The sequence below is a fragment of the Maribellus luteus genome (assembly GCF_003576475.1).
Classification (GTDB): domain Bacteria; phylum Bacteroidota; class Bacteroidia; order Bacteroidales; family Prolixibacteraceae; genus Draconibacterium; species Draconibacterium luteum.
In genome coordinates, this window is the sequence record NZ_QWGR01000001.1 from 443688 (window position 1) to 467434 (window position 23747).

The 23747-nt window shown below is 43.9% G+C and carries 20 protein-coding genes, 2 tRNA genes and 1 other RNA gene; 8 read left to right on the forward strand and 15 right to left on the reverse strand.

Annotated elements, in window-relative coordinates; all coding sequences use genetic code 11:
* The first annotated feature begins 33 nt into the window (after positions 1-33).
* Both D1614_RS01680 and D1614_RS01685 read left to right on the forward strand, forming a co-directional pair.
* The gene (locus D1614_RS01680) at positions 34-1947 is read left to right on the forward strand and encodes an OmpA family protein (protein ID WP_162304376.1); all 1914 of its coding nucleotides are present in this window, start codon (positions 34-36) and stop codon (positions 1945-1947) included.
* Between the two features lie 5 nt (positions 1948-1952).
* Positions 1953-2966 (forward strand): GntR family transcriptional regulator, encoded by a 1014-nt coding sequence (locus D1614_RS01685; protein WP_119436137.1) that lies wholly within the window; start codon positions 1953-1955, stop codon positions 2964-2966.
* 33 nt (positions 2967-2999) lie between these two features.
* Here the strand turns inward: D1614_RS01685 and D1614_RS01690 are convergent, their stop codons facing one another.
* The 4 genes from D1614_RS01690 to D1614_RS01705 form a co-directional block, all read right to left on the reverse strand.
* Complete coding sequence (locus D1614_RS01690; RefSeq protein ID WP_119436138.1) at positions 3000-3599, reverse strand: phosphoglycerate mutase family protein; 600 nt, start codon at positions 3597-3599, stop codon at positions 3000-3002.
* Positions 3600-3873: 274 nt separating this feature from the next.
* Positions 3874-4707, reverse strand: coding sequence for a YciC family protein (locus D1614_RS01695; RefSeq protein WP_119436139.1), 834 nt, complete (start codon positions 4705-4707; stop codon positions 3874-3876).
* A 14-nt stretch (positions 4708-4721) separates the two neighbouring features.
* On the reverse strand, positions 4722-5678 hold the full coding sequence (locus tag D1614_RS01700) for a glycosyltransferase family 2 protein (RefSeq protein WP_119436140.1): 957 nt from the start codon (positions 5676-5678) through the stop codon (positions 4722-4724).
* An 18-nt stretch (positions 5679-5696) separates the two neighbouring features.
* Positions 5697-6227, reverse strand: coding sequence for a DUF4199 domain-containing protein (locus D1614_RS01705; RefSeq protein WP_119436141.1), 531 nt, complete (start codon positions 6225-6227; stop codon positions 5697-5699).
* Between the two features lie 378 nt (positions 6228-6605).
* On the opposite strand from D1614_RS01705, the gene ffs reads away from it, so the two are divergent.
* From ffs to D1614_RS01730, 5 genes are all read left to right on the forward strand, one after another.
* An RNA gene (gene ffs, locus D1614_RS01710) (signal recognition particle sRNA small type) lies at positions 6606-6704 on the forward strand.
* Between the two features lie 136 nt (positions 6705-6840).
* Positions 6841-6914 (forward strand) — tRNA-Thr (locus tag D1614_RS01715).
* A gap of 15 nt (positions 6915-6929) precedes the next feature.
* Positions 6930-7011, forward strand: a tRNA-Tyr gene (locus D1614_RS01720).
* 186 nt (positions 7012-7197) lie between these two features.
* The gene (locus D1614_RS01725; RefSeq protein ID WP_206609897.1) at positions 7198-8544 is read left to right on the forward strand and encodes an L-cysteine desulfidase family protein; all 1347 of its coding nucleotides are present in this window, start codon (positions 7198-7200) and stop codon (positions 8542-8544) included.
* Between the two features lie 281 nt (positions 8545-8825).
* A complete protein-coding gene (locus D1614_RS01730) occupies positions 8826-9407 on the forward strand; it encodes a hypothetical protein (RefSeq protein WP_119436142.1) in 582 nt (193 codons plus the stop codon).
* 19 nt (positions 9408-9426) lie between these two features.
* Here the strand turns inward: D1614_RS01730 and D1614_RS01735 are convergent, their stop codons facing one another.
* The gene (locus D1614_RS01735) at positions 9427-10347 is read right to left on the reverse strand and encodes a hypothetical protein (protein ID WP_119436143.1); all 921 of its coding nucleotides are present in this window, start codon (positions 10345-10347) and stop codon (positions 9427-9429) included.
* A 296-nt stretch (positions 10348-10643) separates the two neighbouring features.
* The gene (locus D1614_RS01740) at positions 10644-11891 is read right to left on the reverse strand and encodes a pyridoxal phosphate-dependent decarboxylase family protein (RefSeq protein ID WP_119436144.1); all 1248 of its coding nucleotides are present in this window, start codon (positions 11889-11891) and stop codon (positions 10644-10646) included.
* A gap of 311 nt (positions 11892-12202) precedes the next feature.
* Here D1614_RS01740 and tnpA point away from each other — a divergent pair, with 311 nt between their 5' ends.
* Entirely contained in the window at positions 12203-12646 is a 444-nt protein-coding gene (tnpA, locus tag D1614_RS01745) for an IS200/IS605 family transposase (RefSeq protein ID WP_119436145.1), read from the forward strand.
* A gap of 151 nt (positions 12647-12797) precedes the next feature.
* Here tnpA and D1614_RS01750 read toward each other — a convergent pair whose 3' ends face one another.
* The 9 genes from D1614_RS01750 to D1614_RS01790 form a co-directional block, all read right to left on the reverse strand.
* Positions 12798-14405 carry a M1 family metallopeptidase gene (locus D1614_RS01750; protein WP_119436146.1) on the reverse strand — a complete coding sequence of 536 codons (1608 nt, stop codon included), beginning with the start codon at positions 14403-14405 and terminating at the stop codon, positions 12798-12800.
* A gap of 1 nt (position 14406) precedes the next feature.
* The gene (locus tag D1614_RS01755; RefSeq protein WP_119436147.1) at positions 14407-15198 is read right to left on the reverse strand and encodes an SDR family oxidoreductase; all 792 of its coding nucleotides are present in this window, start codon (positions 15196-15198) and stop codon (positions 14407-14409) included.
* A 208-nt stretch (positions 15199-15406) separates the two neighbouring features.
* Positions 15407-16408: a DUF2891 domain-containing protein gene (locus D1614_RS01760; RefSeq protein WP_119436148.1), complete on the reverse strand. Its 1002-nt coding sequence runs from the start codon at positions 16406-16408 to the stop codon at positions 15407-15409.
* Between the two features lie 191 nt (positions 16409-16599).
* On the reverse strand, positions 16600-17076 hold the full coding sequence (locus D1614_RS01765) for a DUF4199 domain-containing protein (protein ID WP_119436149.1): 477 nt from the start codon (positions 17074-17076) through the stop codon (positions 16600-16602).
* Between the two features lie 61 nt (positions 17077-17137).
* Positions 17138-18193 (reverse strand): ribosome small subunit-dependent GTPase A, encoded by a 1056-nt coding sequence (rsgA, locus tag D1614_RS01770; protein ID WP_119436150.1) that lies wholly within the window; start codon positions 18191-18193, stop codon positions 17138-17140.
* Positions 18194-18205: 12 nt separating this feature from the next.
* The gene (locus D1614_RS01775; protein ID WP_206609898.1) at positions 18206-19615 is read right to left on the reverse strand and encodes an MATE family efflux transporter; all 1410 of its coding nucleotides are present in this window, start codon (positions 19613-19615) and stop codon (positions 18206-18208) included.
* Positions 19616-19909: 294 nt separating this feature from the next.
* On the reverse strand, positions 19910-20845 hold the full coding sequence (locus tag D1614_RS01780) for a BsuBI/PstI family type II restriction endonuclease (protein ID WP_119436152.1): 936 nt from the start codon (positions 20843-20845) through the stop codon (positions 19910-19912).
* On the reverse strand, positions 20793-22388 hold the full coding sequence (locus tag D1614_RS01785; protein ID WP_119436153.1) for an HsdM family class I SAM-dependent methyltransferase: 1596 nt from the start codon (positions 22386-22388) through the stop codon (positions 20793-20795). Before D1614_RS01785 ends, D1614_RS01780 begins: the two co-directional genes overlap by 53 nt.
* Positions 22389-22517: 129 nt before the next feature.
* Positions 22518-23723, reverse strand: coding sequence for an L-serine ammonia-lyase (locus D1614_RS01790; RefSeq protein WP_119436154.1), 1206 nt, complete (start codon positions 23721-23723; stop codon positions 22518-22520).
* Positions 23724-23747: the final 24 nt, after the last annotated feature.

Genomic DNA, 23747 nt, shown 5'->3' on the forward strand with positions numbered 1-23747 from the left:
AAAATGAATTTCCGGAATAAAACTTATAATCACTTGATAAAGAGTGTTTGCAGAGGCTTGTTGATGCTGGTTTTTGTGGTCTCGACTGTCAGTTCAGTGCTTGGGCAAAGCTCCAAACGCACCGAAAAACTGTTTGAAACCGCGCGAAGCCTGTACTCTTCTGACCAATATTCGAAAGCCATCGACGTTTGCCAGCAGATTCTGGGTATCGACAGTCAAAACGTAAATACGCATCTCTTGCTGGCCGAAATGTACAAGGACATGGATTCGACCCGGCTCGAGATCAGTCATCTTTCGAAGGCCCGGAAAACGAGTGACAATCCTTTGATCGATTTTCGTTTGGGAGAGGCATTTTACAAGCTGGGAATGTACTCCGAAGCTTTGAATTTTTACGACCAATACAAGGAAAACAAAAACATTCCGGAGAAACGGCAGTTTTTGCTGGCATGTAAAATAGCCAGTTGCAAATTTGCGATGCAGGCCATTGCCAACCCGGTAGAATTTGAGCCCAACCGGTTGGGAGAAGGCGTAAACAGCGAGTTTGACGAATACTGGCCCACACCTACTTTAGACGGAAAGCACCTGGTATTTACCCGTTTGGTTCGCGATTCGGTAAACCGGCCGCAGGAAGATTTTTTTATGGTTGAACTGGATTCGCTGAATTGGGATGCCAAACCAATGAGTGGTGTGAATACCGAAGAAAATGAGGGAGCCCAGACTTTATCGGCCGATTCACGCATCATGTTTTTTACCGCTTGCAACCGTCCGGATGGTTTTGGGAGCTGCGATATTTATTTTTCGCGTTTTCTGAACGGAAAATGGACAGAGCCCCAAAACGCAGGCGAGCCGCTAAATACTTCGTCGTGGGAAGCACAACCTTCGTTTTCGTCGGATAATCACTACCTCTATTTTTCGAGCAACCGTGCAGGTGGAAAGGGGAAGAAAGACATTTGGCGGATCGAATTCAAAGGATTTGGCGAGGACGGAACCCCTCAGTGGAGCCAACCACAAAACCTGGCAGAAGTAAATACCAAAGGCGATGAAGTTTCACCGTTTATTCATGCGAACAACCAGAACTTCTATTTTGCTTCGGATACGCATATTGGAATGGGCGGCCTCGATCTTTTTTCTGCTTTTGTGGATGAGACCGGCGCGGTTCACGATGTTAAAAACCTGGGCTATCCGATCAATACCAACAAAGATGATATGGGCTTAACCATCAGTTCGATTGGTGATGTGGCTTATTTTTCGTCGGCGCGGGAATCGGAGAAAGGACTGGATATTTTCTCGTTTAACCTCGACCGTGGTTTGCAACCGCAGGCGGTAACGTATGTAAAAGCTACCATAAGAAATAAGAAGACACAGCAACCGATTGCTGCCAGCATTGAGTTGGTAAATGTTAACTCGAAACAGGATAAAAGCCGTATCCAGCAAGCGGATGAAGACGGCCAGGCAATGCTGGCTTTGCCTTTGCGGCGCAACTATGCCTTTAATGTGTCGGAAGACGGTTACCTGTTTTATTCACAGTCGATGCAACTGGCGGAGGTTAATTCGCTTGCCGATCCCATCGTTCTGAACATTGACCTGGAACCCATCGAAATTGGCGCCCAGATGGAGCTGTACAATATTTATTTCCAAACCGATTCGTTCCGCATTTTGCCTCAGTCGGAACCAGAGTTGCAAAAGCTGGTTACTTTCCTGCAAACAAATCCGAAGCTGAAGGTAGAGATTCAGGGGCATACCGACAGTTCGGGTAACCCGGAGAAGAACCTGGAGCTTTCGAAGTTAAGGGCCAAATCGGTAGTGGATTACCTGGTTGAGAACAAAATTCAGTTGGGTCGTCTGAAATCGGATGGTTACGGTGATACACGTCCGATTGCCACCAACGACACCGCAGAAGGAAAACGGCAAAACAGACGCACAACCATTAAAATCATTGAAAAGTAAGAGGTATGAGTGTTGATTATCGCATTGATCATGATTCCGAAATACCCAAATATAAGCAGGTGGTCGATCTGATCATCTCGGATATAGAGGCAGGAATTTTTAAGAAAGGGCAGCGGGTGCCGTCGATTAACGAAACCAGTGAAGAGCTGTTGCTTTCGCGCGACACGGTTGAAAAGGCGTATGTTTCGCTCAAAAAGAAAGGCGTACTGGCATCGGTTCGTGGAAAAGGGTATTATGTAAACCAGGTAAGCGTTCAGAAAAAACTAAAAGTGGCGCTGATCTTTAATAAGCTGAGTAATTACAAACGTAACATCTATTATTCGTTTGTGGAAACCCTTGGCAGCAAAGCAGGGGTAGACGTGTTTATTTACAATTACAGCATCGAGAAGTTTGAGGAGATCATCAACGATCATCTTACCACGTACGATTATTTTGTGATACTGCCACAGTTTAACGACGAGAATGCCAAAGCTGCGGAGATGATCCGGAAGATACCCAAAAAGAAGGTATTGCTGATTGACCGTAACCTGGATGGGCTGAATGCTTATCCGGTGGTGTACCAGGAATTTGAAAAGGACATTCAGGCAGCGCTGGGAGAGGCGCTTTCGCTTATTCGGAAATACAGCCGGCTTAACCTGGTTTTTCCGCAAAACGAGTTCTATTCGAAAAACATCATTCGCGGATTCCGGGTTTTCTGCCAGGTAAACAAACTGGCATTTTCGGTGATCCATCAGTTTGCAGGGGAGGATGTAAAAAGGGGGGAGGCCTATGTGTTGGTTTCTGACGACGATCTGTACCGATTTATTAAGATCTGCCGCGAGCGAAAATGGAAAACCGGTACCGATGTGGGCGTGGTGGCCTACAACGACAATCCGGTAAAAGAAATTCTGGAGGACGGCATAACAACCATCACCACCAACCACGATGAAATCGGACGCACGGTTGCACGTATGATCCTGAATAGTGATTTCAGAAGAATAAAAAGCCCGTTCGAGTTTATTAAACGGAACTCACTATAATAAAACGAGGTTTAGTATTTTTTGAGCCGTTTTTTAAGGAATCCAGTCAATAATGGGTTGATCGTTGGCTTGTGCTTTTTTCCATTCGGTAAATGCCTGGTAATTTCTGATGCCATCTCTGATTACTGCCATGTAAATCTCAATCCCCATTATTTTTTCGTCAGCGGGGATGTCGTTTTTGATGGACAAGATGGCTTCCCTGGTTTCGGGTGTCAGCACTTCGCTTATCCGGCGGGCAACTTCTTCCATTCTGCCCGCATAAAACGAATCCTTCAGAATATGAATCATATCGATCTGCCACTCGTCGTTTTTGTCGTCCATATACCACATGTGCCATTCCAGACATTTTTCTTCTGTATCCAGCAAGTTGGTGTAAGTGATTCGTTTAACCTGCGGGTTGGTTGCCAGTTCTGCTATGGCTTTAAAACTATCTGCGATTGAAAATTGATCAGAATATACATGGAAATCAATGTCCCGGTTTTTCATCAGTAATCCCGTGGGAACCGAGCCGATTAAATGGGCCGTAATTCCGTATTTCTGCCAGGTTTCCTGTATCTGAAGCTCGTTTATGATTCTGTGAGCCTGTTTTAAATTCATCTCCGCAGTTTCTAAATATCCCTTTTCCTGTTTCATGCTTTGATTTTATTGGATGGGTTTCATTTGTAATTGTCAGACGGTCTTTACGGTACTAGTCAGTTTTCGCACTGTGATTTTTGGTGAACATAAAATTTTTTCATCATATTTTAAACTGTGGAACAAAAAATTGTAAAAGAAAATCGATATTGGAGGATTGGGGTTCATTGCTATTCGCCCCATCAAGAAGAAAGACCTTGACTCAGGACTAAGGAATGCTTTGTTGGTGAGAAGGTAAATTTAAAGCAAACTTTCGGCTGTTAGCTTTCGCTTGTTATGGATTCACAGCACCCGGGTTTTCACGCTCTTCCAGGTTGAAATACTGAAAGGCCAGAAAAGTAACCGGGATAACGCTCAAAAGAGTCGTAAGAACCGAGGCGAAACCTGTCCACATCCAATACCAGTCGGGGAAATCGGCCAGGTTAACATCGGCCGGAGCGAATATGCCGGTAGAAAAACCCAGCAGGATAGTGGGCAGCGACAAAATAGTACCAATGGCATAAACCAGCAGAATGGAAACAATATTCAAGGCCAGTGTATTCCACCATTGGGAGTTTACCAGTCGCCACGACTTTGAGATGGCATCGCTGATTCCCTTTTTTTCAAAAATAGCGATAAAGGCGATTAGCGAGAGGGTGTTGGCGATGTAAATACCTGGCAATACGCACATAAAAATACCCAGGATAATGGCTGCTGTGTATAAAAGTCCGGCACCAAGTGCCAGCAAACTGTTGCTAAAAAAACGGGAGCTGATGTCGTGAAGCGTAAAATTACCTTTCCCCAGTTTTATATAGGCTTCGAGGTACGAATAATAAGTACCCACCAGCAGCGAATTAATAAACAGTCCGAACAGCATAAAAAGAAAGAGGTTCGAATAAAAGGGACCGATGTTGGCCATCAGGTTTTCCGGGTCGTTCAGGTCGAAACGACTCAATACATTTCGTTGCATGTAAATTTGCGCGACTACATACAGCACCACAAATGGCAATACATACACCAGCAAAATCCTGGAAATGGGTTTTATTTCCTGTTTTAGAAATTCAAAAGAATCGGTAATAATCGCGCCCAGATCACGCGTTTTCCTGAATCGGATATCTTTTTGCTCCATAAACACCGTTGCCCTTATTCAAAGGTCCTCTCTTCAATCTGGTATTTGTTTCGTTCGCTCGAACTTCTGGATACCAGTTCTCCCAGAAATCCTCCCATAAAAAACTGTGCCCCGATGATCATGGAAGTCAGGGCGATGTAGAAATAAGGACTGTCAGTAACCAAATGTCCGGTAATTCCGCGGCTAAGCGAAATAAGTTTTTGTACACCGAGGTATCCGGCTGATAGAAAGCCGATGATAAAAATAATGGCTCCGAGTACGCCAAAAAAGTGCATGGGGCGTTTTACAAAGCGCGATATAAACATAACCGAAAGCAGGTCGAGTGGCCCGCGTACAAAGCGTTCGAGCCCAAATTTGGTAACGCCGTATTTTCGTTCGGCGTGAACCACTACTTTTTCCCCTATTTTTTTGTAGCCCGCCCACTTGGCCAGCACCGGAATGTAGCGGTGCATTTCGCCATAAACCTCAATGCTTTTGATAACGTTTTTGCGGTACGCTTTTAGTCCGCAGTTCATGTCATGAAGCTTGATACCGGTCATCCGGCGAACGGTCCAGTTATAAAGTTTACTCGGAAGATTTTTGGTAAGAACAGGGTCGTGGCGTTTCTTTTTCCAGCCCGAAACCAGGTCGTAGCCGTCTTTTTGGATCATCCGGTAAAGCTCCGGAATCTCATCGGGGCTGTCCTGCAGGTCGGCATCCATGGTAATGACCACCTCGCCCTGAACGGCTTCAAATCCGCAATACAAAGCAGCCGATTTTCCGTAGTTGCGCCTGAATTTAATCCCTTTGACCAGCGGGTTTTCTTGTTGAAGTTTCTGAATCACTTTCCACGAGTCGTCACGACTCCCGTCATCGATCATCATAATTTCGTACGAGAACTGGTTCTCGTCCATTACTCGTTTGATCCAGGCCGCTAATTCTGGAAGCGATTCCTCTTCATTAAAAAGAGGCACAACTACGGAAATATCCATTGCTAAAAATTATTGTTCTTATTCAGGAACTAGGTCCGATGGGTTCTTTTTAGTAAATATTGCTGTTATTAAGCTAATGATCAATCCAATAAAAGCACCGCCCAATATGCCAAAGGTAGCCAGTATGGCCGGTTTCTGGAATTTAGTGGCCATTTCCACTACCATGTCCAGTTGCTCTTCGGGTACGTTCCCTTTTTCAATTATCCGTTGTTCGGTAAGGATGCGCAGCTGTTCCTGTAAGGATGGATCGATTACCGCATATAATAAATAGGCATAGATCGACGACAGTACTGAAGCAAAAATCAAAGCCAAAACACCGGCTCCGAATGCCTGTCCGTAGGTCATTTCTCCACCGAGGCTCTTTCTGTAAGCGAGTTGTGCCCAAATAGCTCCACCTAATAAAATAGGCCACGAAACATATTGTGCCCAGGTTTCAAACATTAAACCAGCTACGTAAAGAATAACCGAGATCAGAATCAGGGCAACGCCAATGTAAATACCCGAGGTTAGTGACGATTTCAATAAAGATGCAGGTTTTTGTTCTTCCATGTCTTTTGTTTTTTAATTAGGTTCAACAAATATAAACGTATTTTTAATGATCGGCTGAATTGGCGGCCTTAATTTTGGGTTTATCCCTGGTACTCGTCCGTTGCATTATGTAATTTGCAGGGCTCACTTTCTTCCGTTTTTTCTTTTCATCTTCTGAAAAAGGATGAGCCTGCCGGATAAAGTTAGCTTCCAAAACATGTTTTTACTTCTTTGGTGTCCGAAGAAAAGGAGCTTTTTCGAAAATTTTTGAATTGTTGCAAAAAAAATATCTGTTTTTAATGTCAGGTTTTCAGCCTGATAGCCCAATAGGACAAAACTTGTGAGGGGTGAAAGCGAAATTTTGTTTGGCGGGAAATGAAAATTTTCTACTTTTGCGCCGGGTAAGTCCTGTGCGACCAGCTCCTGCTGAATCCCCCCAGGGTCGGAAGGCAGCAAGGGTAGGCGGTTGAGCGGTGCGACACAGGTAGCTTACCCACTTTTTTCGAAAGAAAAAGCGTTCTGAAAAAAAGCTGAAAAAAGAGAAAAAAAAGTTTGGAAGTTCTCAAAGAAATACTTTCCTTTGCAGCCGCTGATTCAGACAGCAACGTTCTAAAAAAAGACTGAAAAAATATAAGCCGAATTAGCTCAGTTGGCCAGAGCACGTGATTTGTAATCTCGGGGTCCTCAGTTCGAATCTGAGATTCGGCTCTTATAAAAATACTTGGGAAGATACCGAAGCGGTCAAACGGGGCAGACTGTAAATCTGTTGGCTCAGCCTTCGTAGGTTCGAATCCTGCTCTTCCCACCCGTAAGTTAAAATCGCGACTGATATTTATCGGTTGCGATTTTTTTTTGCCCGTTTCTTACCTCACACGCATGTTCAATATAAGAACCTGAGTTTGTCTTCAAAAACATCGTTGGCAAAAGATTGTCAGCAAATCATTTCACGATATGCATTTGTATTCTATTTTTGCCGCCTCATAAAATACTTATGATGACAGATCGATGCGAATGTGCCTGTTTAACACAGGTTCAATATGAGAACACGGAATTGATGGACAAAAATGACAAACGTTATTTTTCATACATAAGTATCTTACGCGAAGAGCTTGTGCCGGCCATGGGTTGTACCGAACCGATTGCCATCGCATACGCCGCAGCCATGGCACGCAAGGTGCTCGACAAATTGCCCGAACGTGTTCAGATTGAAGCAAGCGATAACATCATCAAAAATGTAAAGAGCGTTGTGGTTCCGAATACCGGTAACCTTAAAGGGATTAAGGCAGCTGCCGTGGCTGGTATTGTTGCAGGCGACGCTGATAAGGTATTGGAAGTTATTTCAGATGTCGACGATGATGCGCGTAGAGCCATGGCTGATTATTTGTCAACCAAAGAGGTAACTGTTGTTGCATCGAAAAGTGGATTGATTTTCGACCTGATTGTTTCTGTTTACCACGGTAAGAATTCTGCTTCTGTTCAAATCTCGCATTATCATACAAATATCGTCCGGATTACAAAAGACGAGGAGGTGGTGTACCATACTCAGCCTTGTGACGATGTAAGCGCTGAAAATAACACCGATCGTTCATTGATGAACGTAAAAGACATTCTTGATTTTGCCGTATCTGTAGAGCTATCGGAGGTAGAAGATCTTTTGCAGAGGCAAATCGATTGTAACTCGGCTATTGCCGAAAAAGGATTACACGGAAATTGGGGAGCCAATGTGGGGGCAGTATTGCTGCGCGCCTGGGACACCAATGATATAAAGGTAAGAGCAAAAGCAATGGCTGCTGCCGGTTCTGATGCCAGAATGAGTGGTTGCGAACTTCCTGTTGTAATTGTGTCGGGTAGCGGAAACCAGGGGCTTGCCGCTTCGGTTCCGGTGATCGAATATGCGAAGGAACTGAAGGTTGATCGGGAAACCTTGTACCGCGCGCTAATTGTCTCGAATCTTGTAACCATTCATCAGAAAACTGGCATTGGCCGCCTGTCTGCGTATTGCGGGGCCATCTCGGCGGGCGTTGGCGCCGGGGCCGGAATTGCCTGGTTGCATGGTGGCGGTTTTAAAGAAGTGGCTCATACCATTGTTAATGCTTTGGCCATTGTATCGGGAATAGTATGTGACGGAGCCAAACCATCGTGTGCCGGAAAAATTGCCACTGCAGTGGAAGCCGGCATCTTAGGCTTTCATATGTATAAAAACGGACAACAGTTTTACGGCGGTGATGGAATTATTCAGAAAGGTGTTGAAAATACGATTCAAAGTATTGGCCGCCTTGGCCGCATCGGGATGAAAGAAACTGATAAAGAGATCATTCGTATCATGTTGGGAGAATAAAAACTGCTCGGGTTATTTCCGGGTACAAAGCCTGGGCCTGACGGAATTTTGATTGGAACCATTTCCAATTACAGTTCAATGTTTTACTTCCAAATTCGTCAACAAATCTGATTCATACGCTAAAAATCATTTCACTCGATTGGTTTGCCCTGGTCGATAAATAATCTTGTTTAGTTTCACAACTATCCTATGTTTTAACCGTATACGATGTGCTGATTTGCCTTCTGATTCAGCGTTTTCTCTGAAATTATCCTTTGTCGAATCTTTAAAATAAATTCATTATGAAAAAGATTGCTTTTGTAGTGTTTTTTGCATTGCTGAGTATGAGCACAATGGGACAGGATGGTGAGCGGAAAGGGTATATCGGAATGATGATCGGTCCCTCATTTCCTTACGGAAGTTTTGCGGGTAGCGAACAGTATTCGGATGGTTTTGCTGGAACCGGCGTAAACATTAGCCTCTTGAATTTTGGATACAAGCTTTGGGGGAATGTGGGAATTACCGCAGGATGGTTTGGTATTGCAAATCCGATCGACCAAATGAGTGTCGATGGAATGTGGAGTGCCGGAGCTTTAATGGCTGGCCCGCTCTTTTCTGTTCCGTTAAGCGATAAATTTGACCTGGACTTCAAGGGGATGTTTGGTTTTGTTCTGCTCAGAAGAAGCTTTGACTATTCCGAAACAGCTGAAGCTACAGGCTCTGGTTACGAAGCGGGAATAATGCTGCGCTATAATTTTATTCAAAAATGGTGCTTAATGATGAACCTGGAGACTTTTAACACGCGTTTGGATATTCAGCGAGACGAGGACCCACGGGTGTCAGTAATTAATTTGTCATTTGGTATTGCATACCGATTAAAATAAGCCGGAAAAGCAGGTTGCACTATGCTTTCCCATTAAGCTTTTTCTTTTCCTTTTTGGTCATCTCCAACTCCCGAATTTCTTTGGGGTGAGCAACGGTGTACTCCGTGTTTATTTTCAGCGAATGGGAGTCGGCATTCGATAAATGAAATTTGGGACTTAAAAAAATGTAGTCGCTGGAAAATAAACGATTGTAATAAACAGCCACAATTAATTCATCCGATATTGAATCGAGGCAGGAAAATACCTCGCCCGGGTAGATGGTCTGATTAAGTTTTAGTGGCTTCTTATCGCTTGTTGCATTAAAATAAGTTGCGAGGGTTCCGTCTTCGTGGAGCAAGGTAACATAAGAGTATCCTTTCTCTGGTCCATCTTTCGCTCCGTCTTTTAAGTTTGAAAAAATATCCACCACAACACCTTTTCTGGCGGCGCATATCCCTTGCCCCGGAACCGCACGAAAAGCATAAAAAAATCCATCCTCTTTATTGGGAATTACAGAGAGTGCCTGATCGGAGGTATCGACTTTCTGCGGAACGGCTGATTCTCCTTCGCAAAACGGAAGCAGATAGGGAAAATCGAGGTTTACATCAGCAAGGGGATTCGAAGGATACACTTTAAACTCGAACGGAAACCGGGGGAGGTTTCGCTCGTGCGATTGTTCCAAAACGAATAGATCGGTAAAACCGGGAGGAATTTTTTTTACGTAAGGCTGTTTCTCGAAAAAGGAAAGTCTGCTGACTTCTTTGAAATTTATATGAATGAATACAGGGTATTCAGCTTGGTTGTATGCACTGAAAAAGGTGCTGTTTCTGTTTTGGTTGTAGGAAAGGCGGATTTGAACTTTTTCGGCCTCAATAAAATTTATTTCGGGCAAATATTGGTTTTGCGCAAAAGTCTCTATCGAAAAAAGAAGCAGAACGATCAGTACAAATCTTTGGGCCATTTTTTTTCTTTGAAAAACGTAAATGCACTGCCACTTATTGTTTTATGATAAATGATATAATTGGTGTCAGGGTAATTCTTACAGATTGCTTCTTCGTCCGTCAGTTGACGGACGGATCGCAATGACGGCCAACTCGAGGGTTTTATGCGGGGATGGGTTGATTAGCGGCATTGCCGCTAATCAACCCATCCCCGTATGGCTAACTGTCTGACAACATAATTATTGCGATCCTGAATCTATCGGAAGAAGCAATCTGTTCTTTTGTAAATATTTTACCTGGCCAACAGAGGTCTTAATTATAAAGATTCGTTCTCTTTTTCTTTTTTGAGTTCTTCCACAAATGGCATTAAATGATCTACGTGCACATGTTCCATCATTACGATTTTGTACCAGCGGGCATTGTTGTTGTGCTGATCGGGTACAAGCCCGTATTTATGGGCCAGTTCGGGCTTGATGTGTTTCGCACGGATGGTTACAATGTTGGAACTTGGGTGACGATAGAAGTCAATCCCGATGTCATTCAGCTGCCTGCACAGCCAGTTGGTGCGGTAATTAAGAATATGAATTTTCTCAAACCAGTCGTGCGGACCATAGGTTTGCAGGATCATCCAAACGGCAATGGCATTGGCGCCCGAGCGGCTTCCGATAAGCGTTGCATCCAGTCCGTGTACATATTGTGCCTCGTTGGTAAATACATAATCGATAAGGCCTTTCCGGGCCACAAAAATACCTGTGCCAAACGGCGCCTGTACCATTTTGTGGGCATCGAGTGTTACCGAGCTAATGTGCGGGTTTTTAAACGTCATTCGATCGTTGTCGGTACTGAAGGGATAAACAAAGCCTCCAAATGCGCCGTCGATATGGATTTTGAAATCAACACCGGCAGCCTCCAGTGTTTCCGAAAAGATGGTAACATCGTCAACCGATCCAAACATGGTGGTCATCATGTTGGCTACCACAATAAAATATTTCTTCCCGTTTGAAATGGCTTTCGAAATGCTTGCTGTTGCCTCTTGTCGGGTGACTTCCCGGGTGTCGTCGGTAACCGGAACCTCCACAAGATCCAGGTTCAGCAGATTGGCGGCTTTGTGCATCGAGTAGTGTGAATCTTCGGAACAAAGAATACAAATCTCATTGTAGGCAGCCCCGTGGTTTCTTTTAAAAAGGTTCCGGTAGATCCATATGGACTGAATGTTGGCCTCGGTGCCGCCCGAAGCTACATATCCGTCGTACTGTCCGGCCGGACACAGTAAAATATCTTCGGCCACAATCCCGATCAGTTCTTTTTCCAGCTTCTGGGTGCCCGCAAAAAAAGGCTCCGATTCGCCCATTGTATGGCATCCAATGTGGTTGGGGTTGTCTACCATTGTTTTTAGAAAAGGCGCATTGTTCTGAAAAGCAGCGTCTCTGTTAAATACGGTCTCATCGAGGTGAGAGGCCGGAATTCCGAGGATGGTTCGTTCGTGGTAATCGACGTTCTGGTTCAGCGCTTCATCCACGCGTTGGTTGATTTCGTTTCGGGTTAGTTTTTTCCAGTATTGCATATAAAATTATTTTGCAGCTTGTAATTCAGGCAAATGTACTTTTTGTCGGTTTTTGATTCAATGATTTACACCGCAAAAATTGAATAAAATTACGTTGATCCAGAAATGCAGGGTGAATTTTACACGGAAAATGCCCTTAAATTATAGTTCAAACCAGAAATGCATTGATTACTACCTTCATTTCGAAAGTAATTTTTATTTCACGCTGATTGCGCTGATTACCGCAAATTTTATTATAATCGTTAAAACCACCTCCTTCGGGGGTGGTGATGTTTAATTGGCTAAGCCTGAAAATTATTTAACTTCGTTACATGAGTAATTTCAAGAAATTAAATCATGTAATTTACAGGTGTACCTACCATGTAGTATGGACACCCAAGTATCGATTTCGTGTTCTTGAAGGTCTTGTAAAGGAGCTTCTTCATCATGACATTCCGATGTTGTTGGAATGGAAATCTTGTGAAATGATCGAGATGAATGTTCAAAAGGATCATGTACACCTGATTTTGAGTGTTCCACCGAAGATCTCGATATCGCAACTAATGGGAATTTTGAAAGGCAAAACAGCCATTAAGATTTTCAAAAGTTATCCTCAGTTGCGAACAAAACCATATTGGGGCAATCACTTTTGGTCAAAAGGCTATTGTGTTGACACAATTGGTCTTGACGAAGACAAGATCAAGAAATACGTGAAATATCAAGAAGATCAAGAACGTATTGAAGAGCAACAACGGCTCAACTTTGGCCCCTTATAGGGGCCTTCTAGTAAGTCCACCTTCTTTGAGGGTGGATTCTTTAATTCAGCCCAATGGGTGATCATTTTCTGCGTAAATCAGCGTTATCTGTATGCCGGTAATTTCCGTTTGCCGAATGAAGGCATAAATCACTTCTTGTAGGCGTGGTTGTTTATTTGACTGCTTCAAAAAGCAATTTTACTTCCGGGTCTAATTCAATATCGCGGATGTTTCCACTTACCTGTAAAACTTGTTGAGTGGTTGAGTCTGAAACATTAATCCGGAAGGTAGCAGAACCGCCATTTTTGTAGTCGAGTTTTACCTCAAGCGGAAAGCTGAAAAAAGCTTGCTTTTGAGTTTGTTTGATGTTTATTTCGATGGTTTTGTCCGAGGTTTGCTGCCAGCTCCAGTCAATAACGGGATGCCCGGCCTGCCGTAGCCATTGGTCAAAAAAGCTTTCGAGATTTTCACCAGAGGTTTCTTCCATCACTTTTCTGAAATCGGAAGTAAGTGCCGTTTTATTTTGGTATTCACGGTAATAGTTTCTTAGCCCGGCAAAAAACACGTCGTCGCCCAGTTTGTGGCGCAACATGTGTAAGAACCAGCTGGCTTTTTGGTACGAGTTGGCATTCAGCAACCGTATGTATTCGGTAACGGTGGTATCAATGATCGGGGCAGGATGACGGTGAAAATACCCAATTACCCGCGCGCGGTCTTTTTTCAGTCCGTTCCGGAACATTTCTTCGCCGTAAAAGTGCTGGTTGTAAACATGCGTGAGGTAAGTGGCAAAACCTTCGCTAAGCCAAACGTGGTGCCAGTTTTCCTCGGTGGCCGAATTTCCGAACCACTGATGCGCCACTTCGTGTGCAAACAAATCCTCCTGACTTTTGTCGGAGATGGCGCTGTTTTCGTTGTAAAAAATACAGCCGGCATTTTCCATTCCACCATAACGTGTTTTGGATTGAACATGCGCCAGCTTTTCATACGAATAAGGTCCGATTGATGCCGAAAAGTATTCGAGCGCTTTTGTGCCGTAGCGGTAGTTGTGAAAACCCTTTTCCCGGTTTTCCTTAAATACCCATGAATTAACCGGAATCTGGTTCCAAACGGTATCGTTTCCCACTACAAAATCGGCGGCGCCAAATACCATTACCTTGGTAGATAAAGGAACGTTTTCTTGCCAGTGAGTGAGTTTTTGACGATTTCCCAGCTTTTTCTCTTCAACGAGCTTGCCACTGGAGACGACTTTGTAATGACCGGGCGCTTTAACAACAAATTCAAGCGTGGCTTTATCCGAAGGATGATCGACGACAGGCAGCCAGAAATGCGCGCGGTTGGGCCAGTTATCGCCAAAAAAAGTGCGGTCTCCGTAACGGTTCTGGTCAATAATCAGCCCGTCGGCCGGAACCCCGGAGTATTCGATGGTCAACTCAAGAGTTTCTCCTGCATTTATTTCTTTACCGGTATTGATAAGCAGCTGCTTTTTAGTTTGAATGAACTTCAGTTCTGCGGAATTTGCGAAAACTTTTTCCACGTTCATGCCCTTGCCGGAGGAGAAATCAAAAGCATCCAGATCGAGTTGGATTTCGCTGCCCGCTTTAAGAAAACGGATGAGGATAGTTGTTTTTCCGGCGATCCGGTCGTTGTCGTCATTGATCGTAATTTCAAAACGATAGTGCTGCACGTCAAGGCTTTCAGAACGCTGCTGGTGATTTTGGGCCTTTGCCTGAAATAGGGAAAAAGCAAAGCAGAGCAAAAACAGGATGGATGAAATGCGCATGTTACCAGACCGTTTTTAAAATTCCACCATCCACAGCAAGGCTTACTCCGGTAATGTACGAGGCTGCCGGAGAAAGCAGAAAAGCACCTGCTTTCCCAAATTCTTCGACAGTGCCATATCTGCCGAGGGGAATACTTGCTTCAAACTTTTCTTTCACTTGCTGTACGGTTGCTCCCGATTTTTCTGAAATATTTTGATCGAGGGCTTTTACCCGGTCGGTATCTATCCGGCCGGGAACCAGGTTGTTTACCCGGATATTTTGGGCAGCCAGCTCGTTCGACAGGCTTTTTACAAGGCTTGTAACTCCCGAACGAAAAACATTGGAAAGCAACAGTCCGTTGATGGGTTCTTTCACCGAGAGGGAAGTGATGGTGAGAATGGAGCCTCCGCCACCGGCATGCATCGCCGGAAGTACACCTCGAATAAGGCGAACGGCACTCATGAGCGTCAGGTTAAAGGCGGCTTCCCAATGTTGGTCGTCAAAGTCGTCGAAATTCCCGGGAGGCGGTCCGCCTGCGTTTACCACCAGTCCGTCGATTTGTTCAAAAGCTTGTGAAACATCAGATATCCAGTTTCGAATCGAATCCGGATCTGCCATATCTGCCACAGATGCATAAACGTTGGCCCCGGTTTCCGAACGGAGCTTTTCTGCCGCTTTCTCCACATCGGCTTCTGTACGGCTGGCAATGCAAACGTTGGCTCCGTTTCGGGCCAGTTCCTGAGCGATGCCAAATCCAAGCCCTTTGCTCGATGCGGCTACCATAAAAACTTTATCTTGTAGTTGTAAATCCATACTTGCGAGTTTAAAGTTCAGCGTTCAATGTTCAAAGTCTGACCTTTCATGAATATGTTTTGTATTCCATCCCATTAAAGCATTTTCGCATTCAAGCATTCATTCAATCCATCAATCCATCAGTCCCTCACTCCTTCACTCCTTCACTCCCTCATACTTTGCCAAGGCATACGTTGCAAAAGAGGCCAGCCAGTGTGCCCCGGCATATTCACCCGAATCCATTTTTTTCGTAACTGTAATTAAAATGCGCCACTCCCAGTTCCATCATTTTGGAATTGTTCAATCCGTTCCCCATTTCAAAGAGGCACCAGGCCCGGCTAAAGTTTAATCCGTCGAGATGGGCGAGTTTACCATCGCTGCGATCGGTTACTTCCGCAATTTGTATGTATTTTGCCGGATTCCTTTCAAAACCCGGAAGAAACTTCTTCATCCATTTTTCAAATTCCTTTTGGGGCATTATTTTCTGCATCAGCGAAGCCTCCTGCAAGCAGGGCGACAGAAAATCAAAACCTCCGGGTTCCCAGGTAAGCGGGCATTTGCAATCGTTGCTGTAATATTCCATGGCCTTTTTTCGAATCTCGTCAGCCAGCTGCGGGTGGTATTTTTCTGCCCAATCGTAGGCGAACGACATTCCGAAAGCGATGTTGCTGTGTTCCCCGATTCGGATCGGGTATTTTAGCTTTTCGAGAAACTCTATAAACTTTTCAGAGATCACGGTTACCAGTGGCGATAGGTTTTCCTGCATTTCTTTTGCTTCCGGTGTTTCCCATTCGCGAAGAGCCTCGTCAAGTTTCAGCAGCCAGGCCCAACCGTAAGTGCGCTCGAATGTGGTGTTTTGCCCGTCGTTGAAATATTCAATTTCTTTCAGGATGTTTTTGAGGGTCAGGTTTTTCTGAAGTTTTGCGATGATTTCATTCCGGTGTTCAAAATTGGGGAAACGGGAGAGGAGAGTAACCAAAGTCCAGTGTCCGTGAACCGACGAGTGCCAGTCGAAACAGCCGTAAAAAGCCGGGTGAATTTCTCGTGGTGGCATCAAAAAACTGTCGTCGCCCAACACCCCGCCGGGTTTATTCGGGTATTCCTGATCGATGCACTCGTAGGCAAAATGATACAGGTATTCGGCTTTCTTTTGGTCGAATTCGAGAGCGGACTGGGCCACCACAGCAACTGAAATAAGCAACAGGACGATACTTGAAATGCAGACTTTCATGGGTATTGTATTTTGTCGATGAAAATAGAACTAATTCACGAAAGCTAAAATCATTTCCTGTATTTGTCGCTCAAACCGGCGTTAAACGCGCGTTGTTTCTTTTTGGCAAAAGAATAAAGGCTTCTTTTTATTCGGAATCATTTCTTAAAGCTTCCTGTTGAACATGTTCACATCTTCAATTTTAGAGCTCTTTATTTCCTACGGGTAAAAATGGCCACAATAGCAGACGTAAACAAGCCCATCAGCGGGGCAAACATCGTGCTTTCGACCATATACGACTGCAGGTTGAAGGTAGCTTCTGCTTCTTCGCGGCTCATTTGCCCTTTTTCAACCACAAAGGCGATCATGTTTTCGAAGTAATGCGGTGTGATCACTTCCAGCGTTATGTACTGGGCAACCGGTGTAAGAACGGTGATGCCCAATGTCAGGATAAGGCCGGAAATAAATCCCTGAATCCAGTTCATTTTTCCGCCAAAGTCTTTTTTGCGTTTATCGAGCAAAGCCAGCACATAAACGGCAATGGCGGCCACAGCAAAGAAATTGGTTACGAGGTAGTGGTATTCGATGTTTTTGTCGTGCAGGCCGGTAATGCGTTCTGCTACCATCCAAAGAAGCATGACCAGGATGAAAATGAAGGCCCATTTAATTTCTATTCCGACTTTTTTCATAAGAATGCATTTTTCAGAATTAAAAGCTTCCTACAAATTACAACAGAATTCTTTAGGGACGTCAGTATTTATTCTTTTTATGTTCTTTCATCACCGCTTTAACCATTTTTCCAAACTCTTTTCCTTTTTGCCGTTTTTCATGAATGGTACTAGAGAAATGTTGCTGCTCGCGTTTTAGTTTCAGGTAATTCTGGTAGGTTTCTTCCGAAAGTTCGCCGTTTTCAACAGCTGCGAGCACGGCGCATCCTTTTTCACCGGTGTGTGAGCAATCGTCGTACCTGCACGAACTGGCGAGTTCAGTAATGTGGTCGTAGGTAAGATCGATTCCCGAACTATCGTCGGTCATTCCCAACTCGCGCATTCCGGGGGTATCAATCACAATACTGCCGTTTTCGAGTACAAACAATTCGCGGTGTGTGGTAGTGTGCCTTCCTTTTTGCGTGCTGGTGCTGATGGCCGAGGTGGTGAGCTTTTCTTCGTTGGAAAGATGATTGATAATGGTTGATTTTCCAACGCCCGAAGAACCCACAAAGCAATAGGTAACATTGGCCTGCATCGTTTCTTCGAGTAGGTTGTAACCCGTTCCGTTTTCACTGCTGATGGCGATCAGTTTTACCTTGGGCAGCCGTTTGCGGATCGTTTCCATCAAAGAATCGATCTCTGCTTGGGGGATGAGGTCGGTCTTGGTGAGAAGGATCATCGGTTCAATCTTACCCGAATAGCAAATGGCAAGGTACCTTTCGAGGCGATTGATGTTGAAGTCGTGCCCGACCGACTGTACAATAAAAGCCACATCAATGTTGCTGGCAATAATTTGCAGGTCGGCTTGTTTTCCAACTGCCTGTCGTGAGAGGGACGAATACCGGGGAAAAACCTCGAGTATGACTGCATTTTGAGCATCCATCGGAGTGATTCTTACCCAGTCGCCAACAGCAGGGAAGTCGGCGCGCGACCGGGCAGAAAAACGGATGTTCCCCGTTATTTCTGCCTGGTAAACGCCTGCTTCGGTCTGTACTATGTATCGTTCTTTGTGTTCGATGATCACCCGTGCCAGCTCTGACGAATTCACTGATCCGATCAGTCCGGCCATTTTTTCTGAGAATCCTGGTAATTTCATAGGGCTATTCTCCTATACTTTTTTGAATTTCCATTTTCCTTTTCTGAAAAGATAAAGAGCCAGTAAGGCAAGCAGTGTTTCGGCTGCTACAATCGATGTGGCTGCACCTGTCAGTCCCATTCCTAGAGTAACTGCCAGCACATAGGCAAGCGGAACTTCAAAGAGCCAGAAACAAAAAAAGTTGATCTTCGTAGGGGTGATCGTGTCACCGCTTCCGTTAAAAGCCTGCATCAGCACCATGCCCATTGCGTAACACAGAAATCCAAGACTGATAATGCGCAGCGAAAGAACTCCGTTTTGCATGACAGCACCTTCTTCCACAAAAACTCCTATCCAGAAATCGGGGAAGAATACAAACAAGGCTCCGATAAGCCCCATAAAAACCACGTTGGCATAAGCGGCTATCCAAACCGATCGTTCGGCACGTTCCGGATGGTTGGCACCCAGATTCTGACCCACCAGGGTAGCGGCGGCATTGCTCAATCCCCAGGCAAGCAGCAAAGGGAAAATTACGATGCGGATGGCAATGGTATAACCGGCAATGGCATCGGCACCAAATACGGCAATAATGCGCATGAGCAGAATCCAGCTCGAAGTGGCGATCAGGTTTTGCAGAATTCCTCCTCCCGAAATCCGAAGAAGTTTCCACATCACGTTCAACTTGACTTTTACGCTGTCCCAGTACAATTTGATCCGGTATTTTCCGCTCCACAGCAGGTAAAACTGGTAGATTACTGCAATTCCCCGCCCAATGGTGGTGGCAATGGCAGCCCCGGTTACACCCAGCTCGGGGAAGGGGCCATAGCCAAAAATCAATAGCGGGTCGAGTATAATGTTGATGATGTTGGCCAGCCACATAACGCGCATGGAAATGGCCGCATCGCCCGAGCTACGAAAAACGGCATTGATAATAAACAGCAGCATGATGATGAGGTTGCCGCCAAACATAATGGCCGGGTACATGTAGCCTTCATTGATCACTTCTTCGGTACCGCCCATCAGCCGCAGAAAGTCTTTGGCAAAAATAACTCCCGGAACCGCGATCAAAACCGACACGATGGCCCCCACCAGAATGGCCTGAAAAGCGACCACTCCCGCCTGTTTTTGTTTCTTCTCTCCAATCCGGCGCGAAACCAGGGCCGTAGTCGCCATGGCCAGTCCGCTGCCCACTGCATAAATAATGGTCATTACCGATTCGGTAAGCCCAACGGTGGCCACCGCATTGGCTCCCAGCCTGGAAACAAAAAAGATGTCGACAATGGCAAAGATCGACTCCATAAACATTTCGAGCACCATGGGAACTGCCAGAATAAAAATAGCTTTGCCGGTACTGGTTTCGGTGAAGTCGCGTTCCGTTCCTGAGATGGCTTCTTTAATATCCTGCCAAAGGGTTTTATAATCAATATCTTTGATCCGACGCAAAGACACAATTGTTGACTTAATTGATAACATGTGAAAAAATAGATGGAATTAAATACTTATAATTTGAATACTCTCTCTCAACCTGCCTAGAACGGCAGGTAGACGGCGGCGATAATGGTTGTAGAAGTATTCATCGAAGTATTTTTCTATTTGTTCGACAAATATAGGCCGGAAAAATACAAAATGCAACCCCTAAGTGACATTATGTCTTGACAATGCGGGATTTTTATGCTGTCAAGAAGTAATGGGAGTTGGACAACCGGAACATCATTAAATTTAGAAGTTGAAATAATATCATCGAGGTCCTAAAAATCTGTCTCCATTAAAATGAATCATATGTTCAGGAAATTCCATAATCCAGACTTCGGTATCCCATGCAATGTCATTTGTATGTTTTTTGAACTCTGAAAAATCAGGGAATGCGGAAACATAGATTTTACCTGCTGTGCAATTTTTTAAAAATTCCTCTAATTCAACTATTCGTTTTGGAGACATGGGGCCATGTGAAGTAACAGCCTCTATTAAATAAAGCCAATTTTTCTTCTCATCATAAATTACTATGTCAGGCAATTTACTGTGTTCGGTAATAGGAATTCCAATCCTTTCAAGTATTTCCTTGTCTATGTGTAAATTCTTTTTCTCTGTATCCCCAACATAAAGTAAAGTTGAACCTTGAGCAAATCGTGAAGCAAACTCTTCAACAACAGCAGCCTGAACCTCATTGTGTTTTCCTGGAGATAACATTAGAATTTTGCCATCTGAAAGGTTTAACGGAACCCTGGACATCTCCCGGTCTTTGCTGTACTTATCCTTTAATGCTCCAATTTCAGAAGTGAAGTTTTCTAATGTTTTTGCCCAATTTCTTGTTTTGTAGGTTTTTATCGTTTCAAGTGCTATCTCGGAAATTGCATAATGCGCACGAGGACTGTTTACTGGTAAATCAGGAATATCTGGATTGTAATCGGCAATCCCGGCTTGTACAAATTGGTGCAAGACTTGTCTTCTAAAAGTTTCTCTGGTGTTTGGAGCGTATTCCTTCTGATAATTCTCAGAAATAAAATTCATTATTCCTTTTGATACTCCATGACTTTGTCTGAAAGCTTTTGACCACTTATCGTTTTCTTTAAGATTGCATAAAGCAAGTAAAGTATATCCGGAGATTTCATTTTGTTGAGCTTCAGGCAACCCCAACTCTCTTAAAATTGCCTGTGCTTCTTGTAGTTTTGGCATAAGGTTTTTCTAAAAGGACTTCATTTACAATTTCATCTACAACCCTTTTTTCAGGAGTGTTATATTCTTTTATTTTTTTACCAATTAAGATTATATCATCTAACGACGGCATTTTAATTTGCTTTAGTTCAGTGGCACCAACCTGCGTATTCCCATTGAACGTTCTGAAATAAGTATCAAACAAACTACTGCTGTAAAGTGCTGAAATTCCCCAGATTTCATTTTCTGATAGGTCTCCGTTTGGACGATGAATATAATTTAAATGATTCTCAAAACCTATCATTTTGGTTTCAAAATTTGATGAGAAGAATGGACAACACACCAATCTGCTTTTGTCGTCTTTCGAACTAAATCTTCGAAGTAATATATAGTTTTTATTTTTGAGTAATACTTTTCTTGATTCCTCCGAATTAATTATAAAACCAGGTTTGTTACCTTTTTGTAACGGATAACAAAATTCCATTTCTTTTATATTGTGCAACCAGATTAATGGGGAAAGTGAGCTACTTATAATGCCTTCCATTTTCAGAAATTCTGTACACCGAAAGGCGACTACCGGACCTGTTGATATTTGAATATTGTATTCATTCAGTGTATTTTGCCACTTCTTAAAGATTTCAATAGTATTGGTTTCTTTTTCGTTTGAAGGAATGAATAGAATTTTATCTTTTGATTTTAAGTCGATTAAAGTACTGGTTTTAAATATCTGTTTTGTTGGACTATTCAGCCCATTATCACATTCAGAGACCGTAATACAAATTTCTGGATTGATCCGTTTTGTTGCACGTAGGATTATATTTTCCTGAAGGACATTATCATTCTTGAACATTTTATTTCGCGATTCGAAAATATGTATGTTTGAGATACTTACCTCATTGAAGAACGATTGTCTGAAAGCCTTGAAATAATTTCCTGCTGCAAAACTTCGGGGTGTTATAAAAATCAATTCTCCCTCAGGTTTCAATAATTTAGCAGCTACTCTCATAAACAAGGAATAAATGTTTGGCTGACCATATACTAACTCTTTTGCAGCAATGGCACGTTTGTCTGTTTTTGGGATTTTAAAATAGGGCGGATTTGAAATTATGTAATCAAATTGATTCAGCTTTTCTAGTCCAAACAAAGTTGAAGCATTGAATACATTTGAATTTTCAATGACAAAATCAGTTTGATTGATTGTATATTTTAGCCTGATATCTTTTTCATTCAGCCATAAATTCAAAAAAATGATAACTTTTTGAGTTGTTGGAAGTACATTCTTATCCGTCTCAAAGAGTGATAATTCAATCTCAGTAATATGTGATTTTTGGATAAGTTTCTCAATTAACGAACAGCTTAAGATTCCTGTGCCACAGCCAGGGTCGAGAATTGAAATCTTATTGGATTTTGGCATTGCCAAATTTCCCATGAAATCAGCAATCTGTTTGGGAGTAAAAAACTGTCCGTTATCTTTTTTGTGTCTATCGGATGTGGTACGAGCATACTCCTGACCGATAAACTCAGCAAACTCAGAAGGTAATTTATATTTTTCTTTTAAGTCCATTATTCTACAAAAGTAGTCAATCTGGAAGGTGTTGACAATATCCGATTTTTGAAATGTCAGACTTTCGAACGAATGATGACCATATCGTGAATTTTGTCGTTTTATTAGGTACTGAAATAAATGCGAAGGCTAGCATTTCGGCAGCGCATCAAAATGCGCCAGTCCACCTTCGGATGTTTCCCTGTATTTGCTTTGCAGATCGATGCCGGTGTTGTACATGGTTTCCACCACTTCGTCGAAACTGATGCGGTGACGGCCGTCGGTCAGCAACGAATAATTGTTGTGGGCAACAGCACGCTCGGCAGCAAAGGCATTTCGTTCGATGCACGGGATCTGAACCAGTCCGGCAACCGGGTCGCAGGTAAGCCCGAGGTGATGCTCCAGGCCCATTTCAGCCGAATATTCAATCTGGTTGATACTGCCACCCATCATTTGCGTAGCGGCTCCCGAAGCCATTGCACAGGCAGTACCCACTTCGCCCTGGCAGCCCACTTCGGCGCCTGAAATCGACGCGTTGGTTTTAACAATGTTGCCGATGAGGCCTGCAGTTGCCAATGCGCGCAAAATGGTTTTCTTTTCCATTTTATGTACTTTCCTGAAATACTGAAGCACCGCAGGCAATACACCGCAGGCTCCGCAGGTGGGAGCGGCCACAATTTTTCCTCCTGAAGCATTTTCTTCTGAAACTGCCAGTGCAAAAGAAAAAAGCTGCGAACGGCGCTTAAACGGTGTGGCAAAGTTTTGTCCTTTCACATTGAACGATGCTGCTTTTCTTGGGAGCCGAAGCCCACCCGGTAAATTTCCGTCGGTGGCGAGGCCTCTTTTTATACTGGCCAGCATCACTTCCCAAACTTCATCCAGAAAATCCCAGATGTCAGCTCCTTCATATTCTTCCACGTATTCCCAGAATTGCTTTTCATTCCGGTTGCACCAGGTCATTATCTCCTGCATGGTGCTGTGCGGATAAATGCTGGTGGTTTCCGATTCGGTAAAGTCATCGATCAGGGCACCGCCTCCCACACTGTAACAGGTCCATTCATCCAAAACAGCATCGGTTGAATCAAAAGCTGTAAATTTCAGGGCATTCGGATGGCGGGGAAGAAAGGTTTTCGGTTCCCACAAAATCTTTAGCTCCCGCCCGGCAAAGGTTTGCTCGATCACATAATCGGTAAGGTGACCTTTTCCGGTGGCAGCAAGACTGCCGTATAGAATCACTTCAAAACGACTGGCTCCCGGGGTCTTTTCCAGGAATTTAACCGCTGCCTTTTTCGGACCCATTGTATGGCTACTGGAGGGGCCGTGCCCTATTTTGTATATTTCTTTGATCGATTCCATGCTTTTTTTCAAAAATCCTGCAAA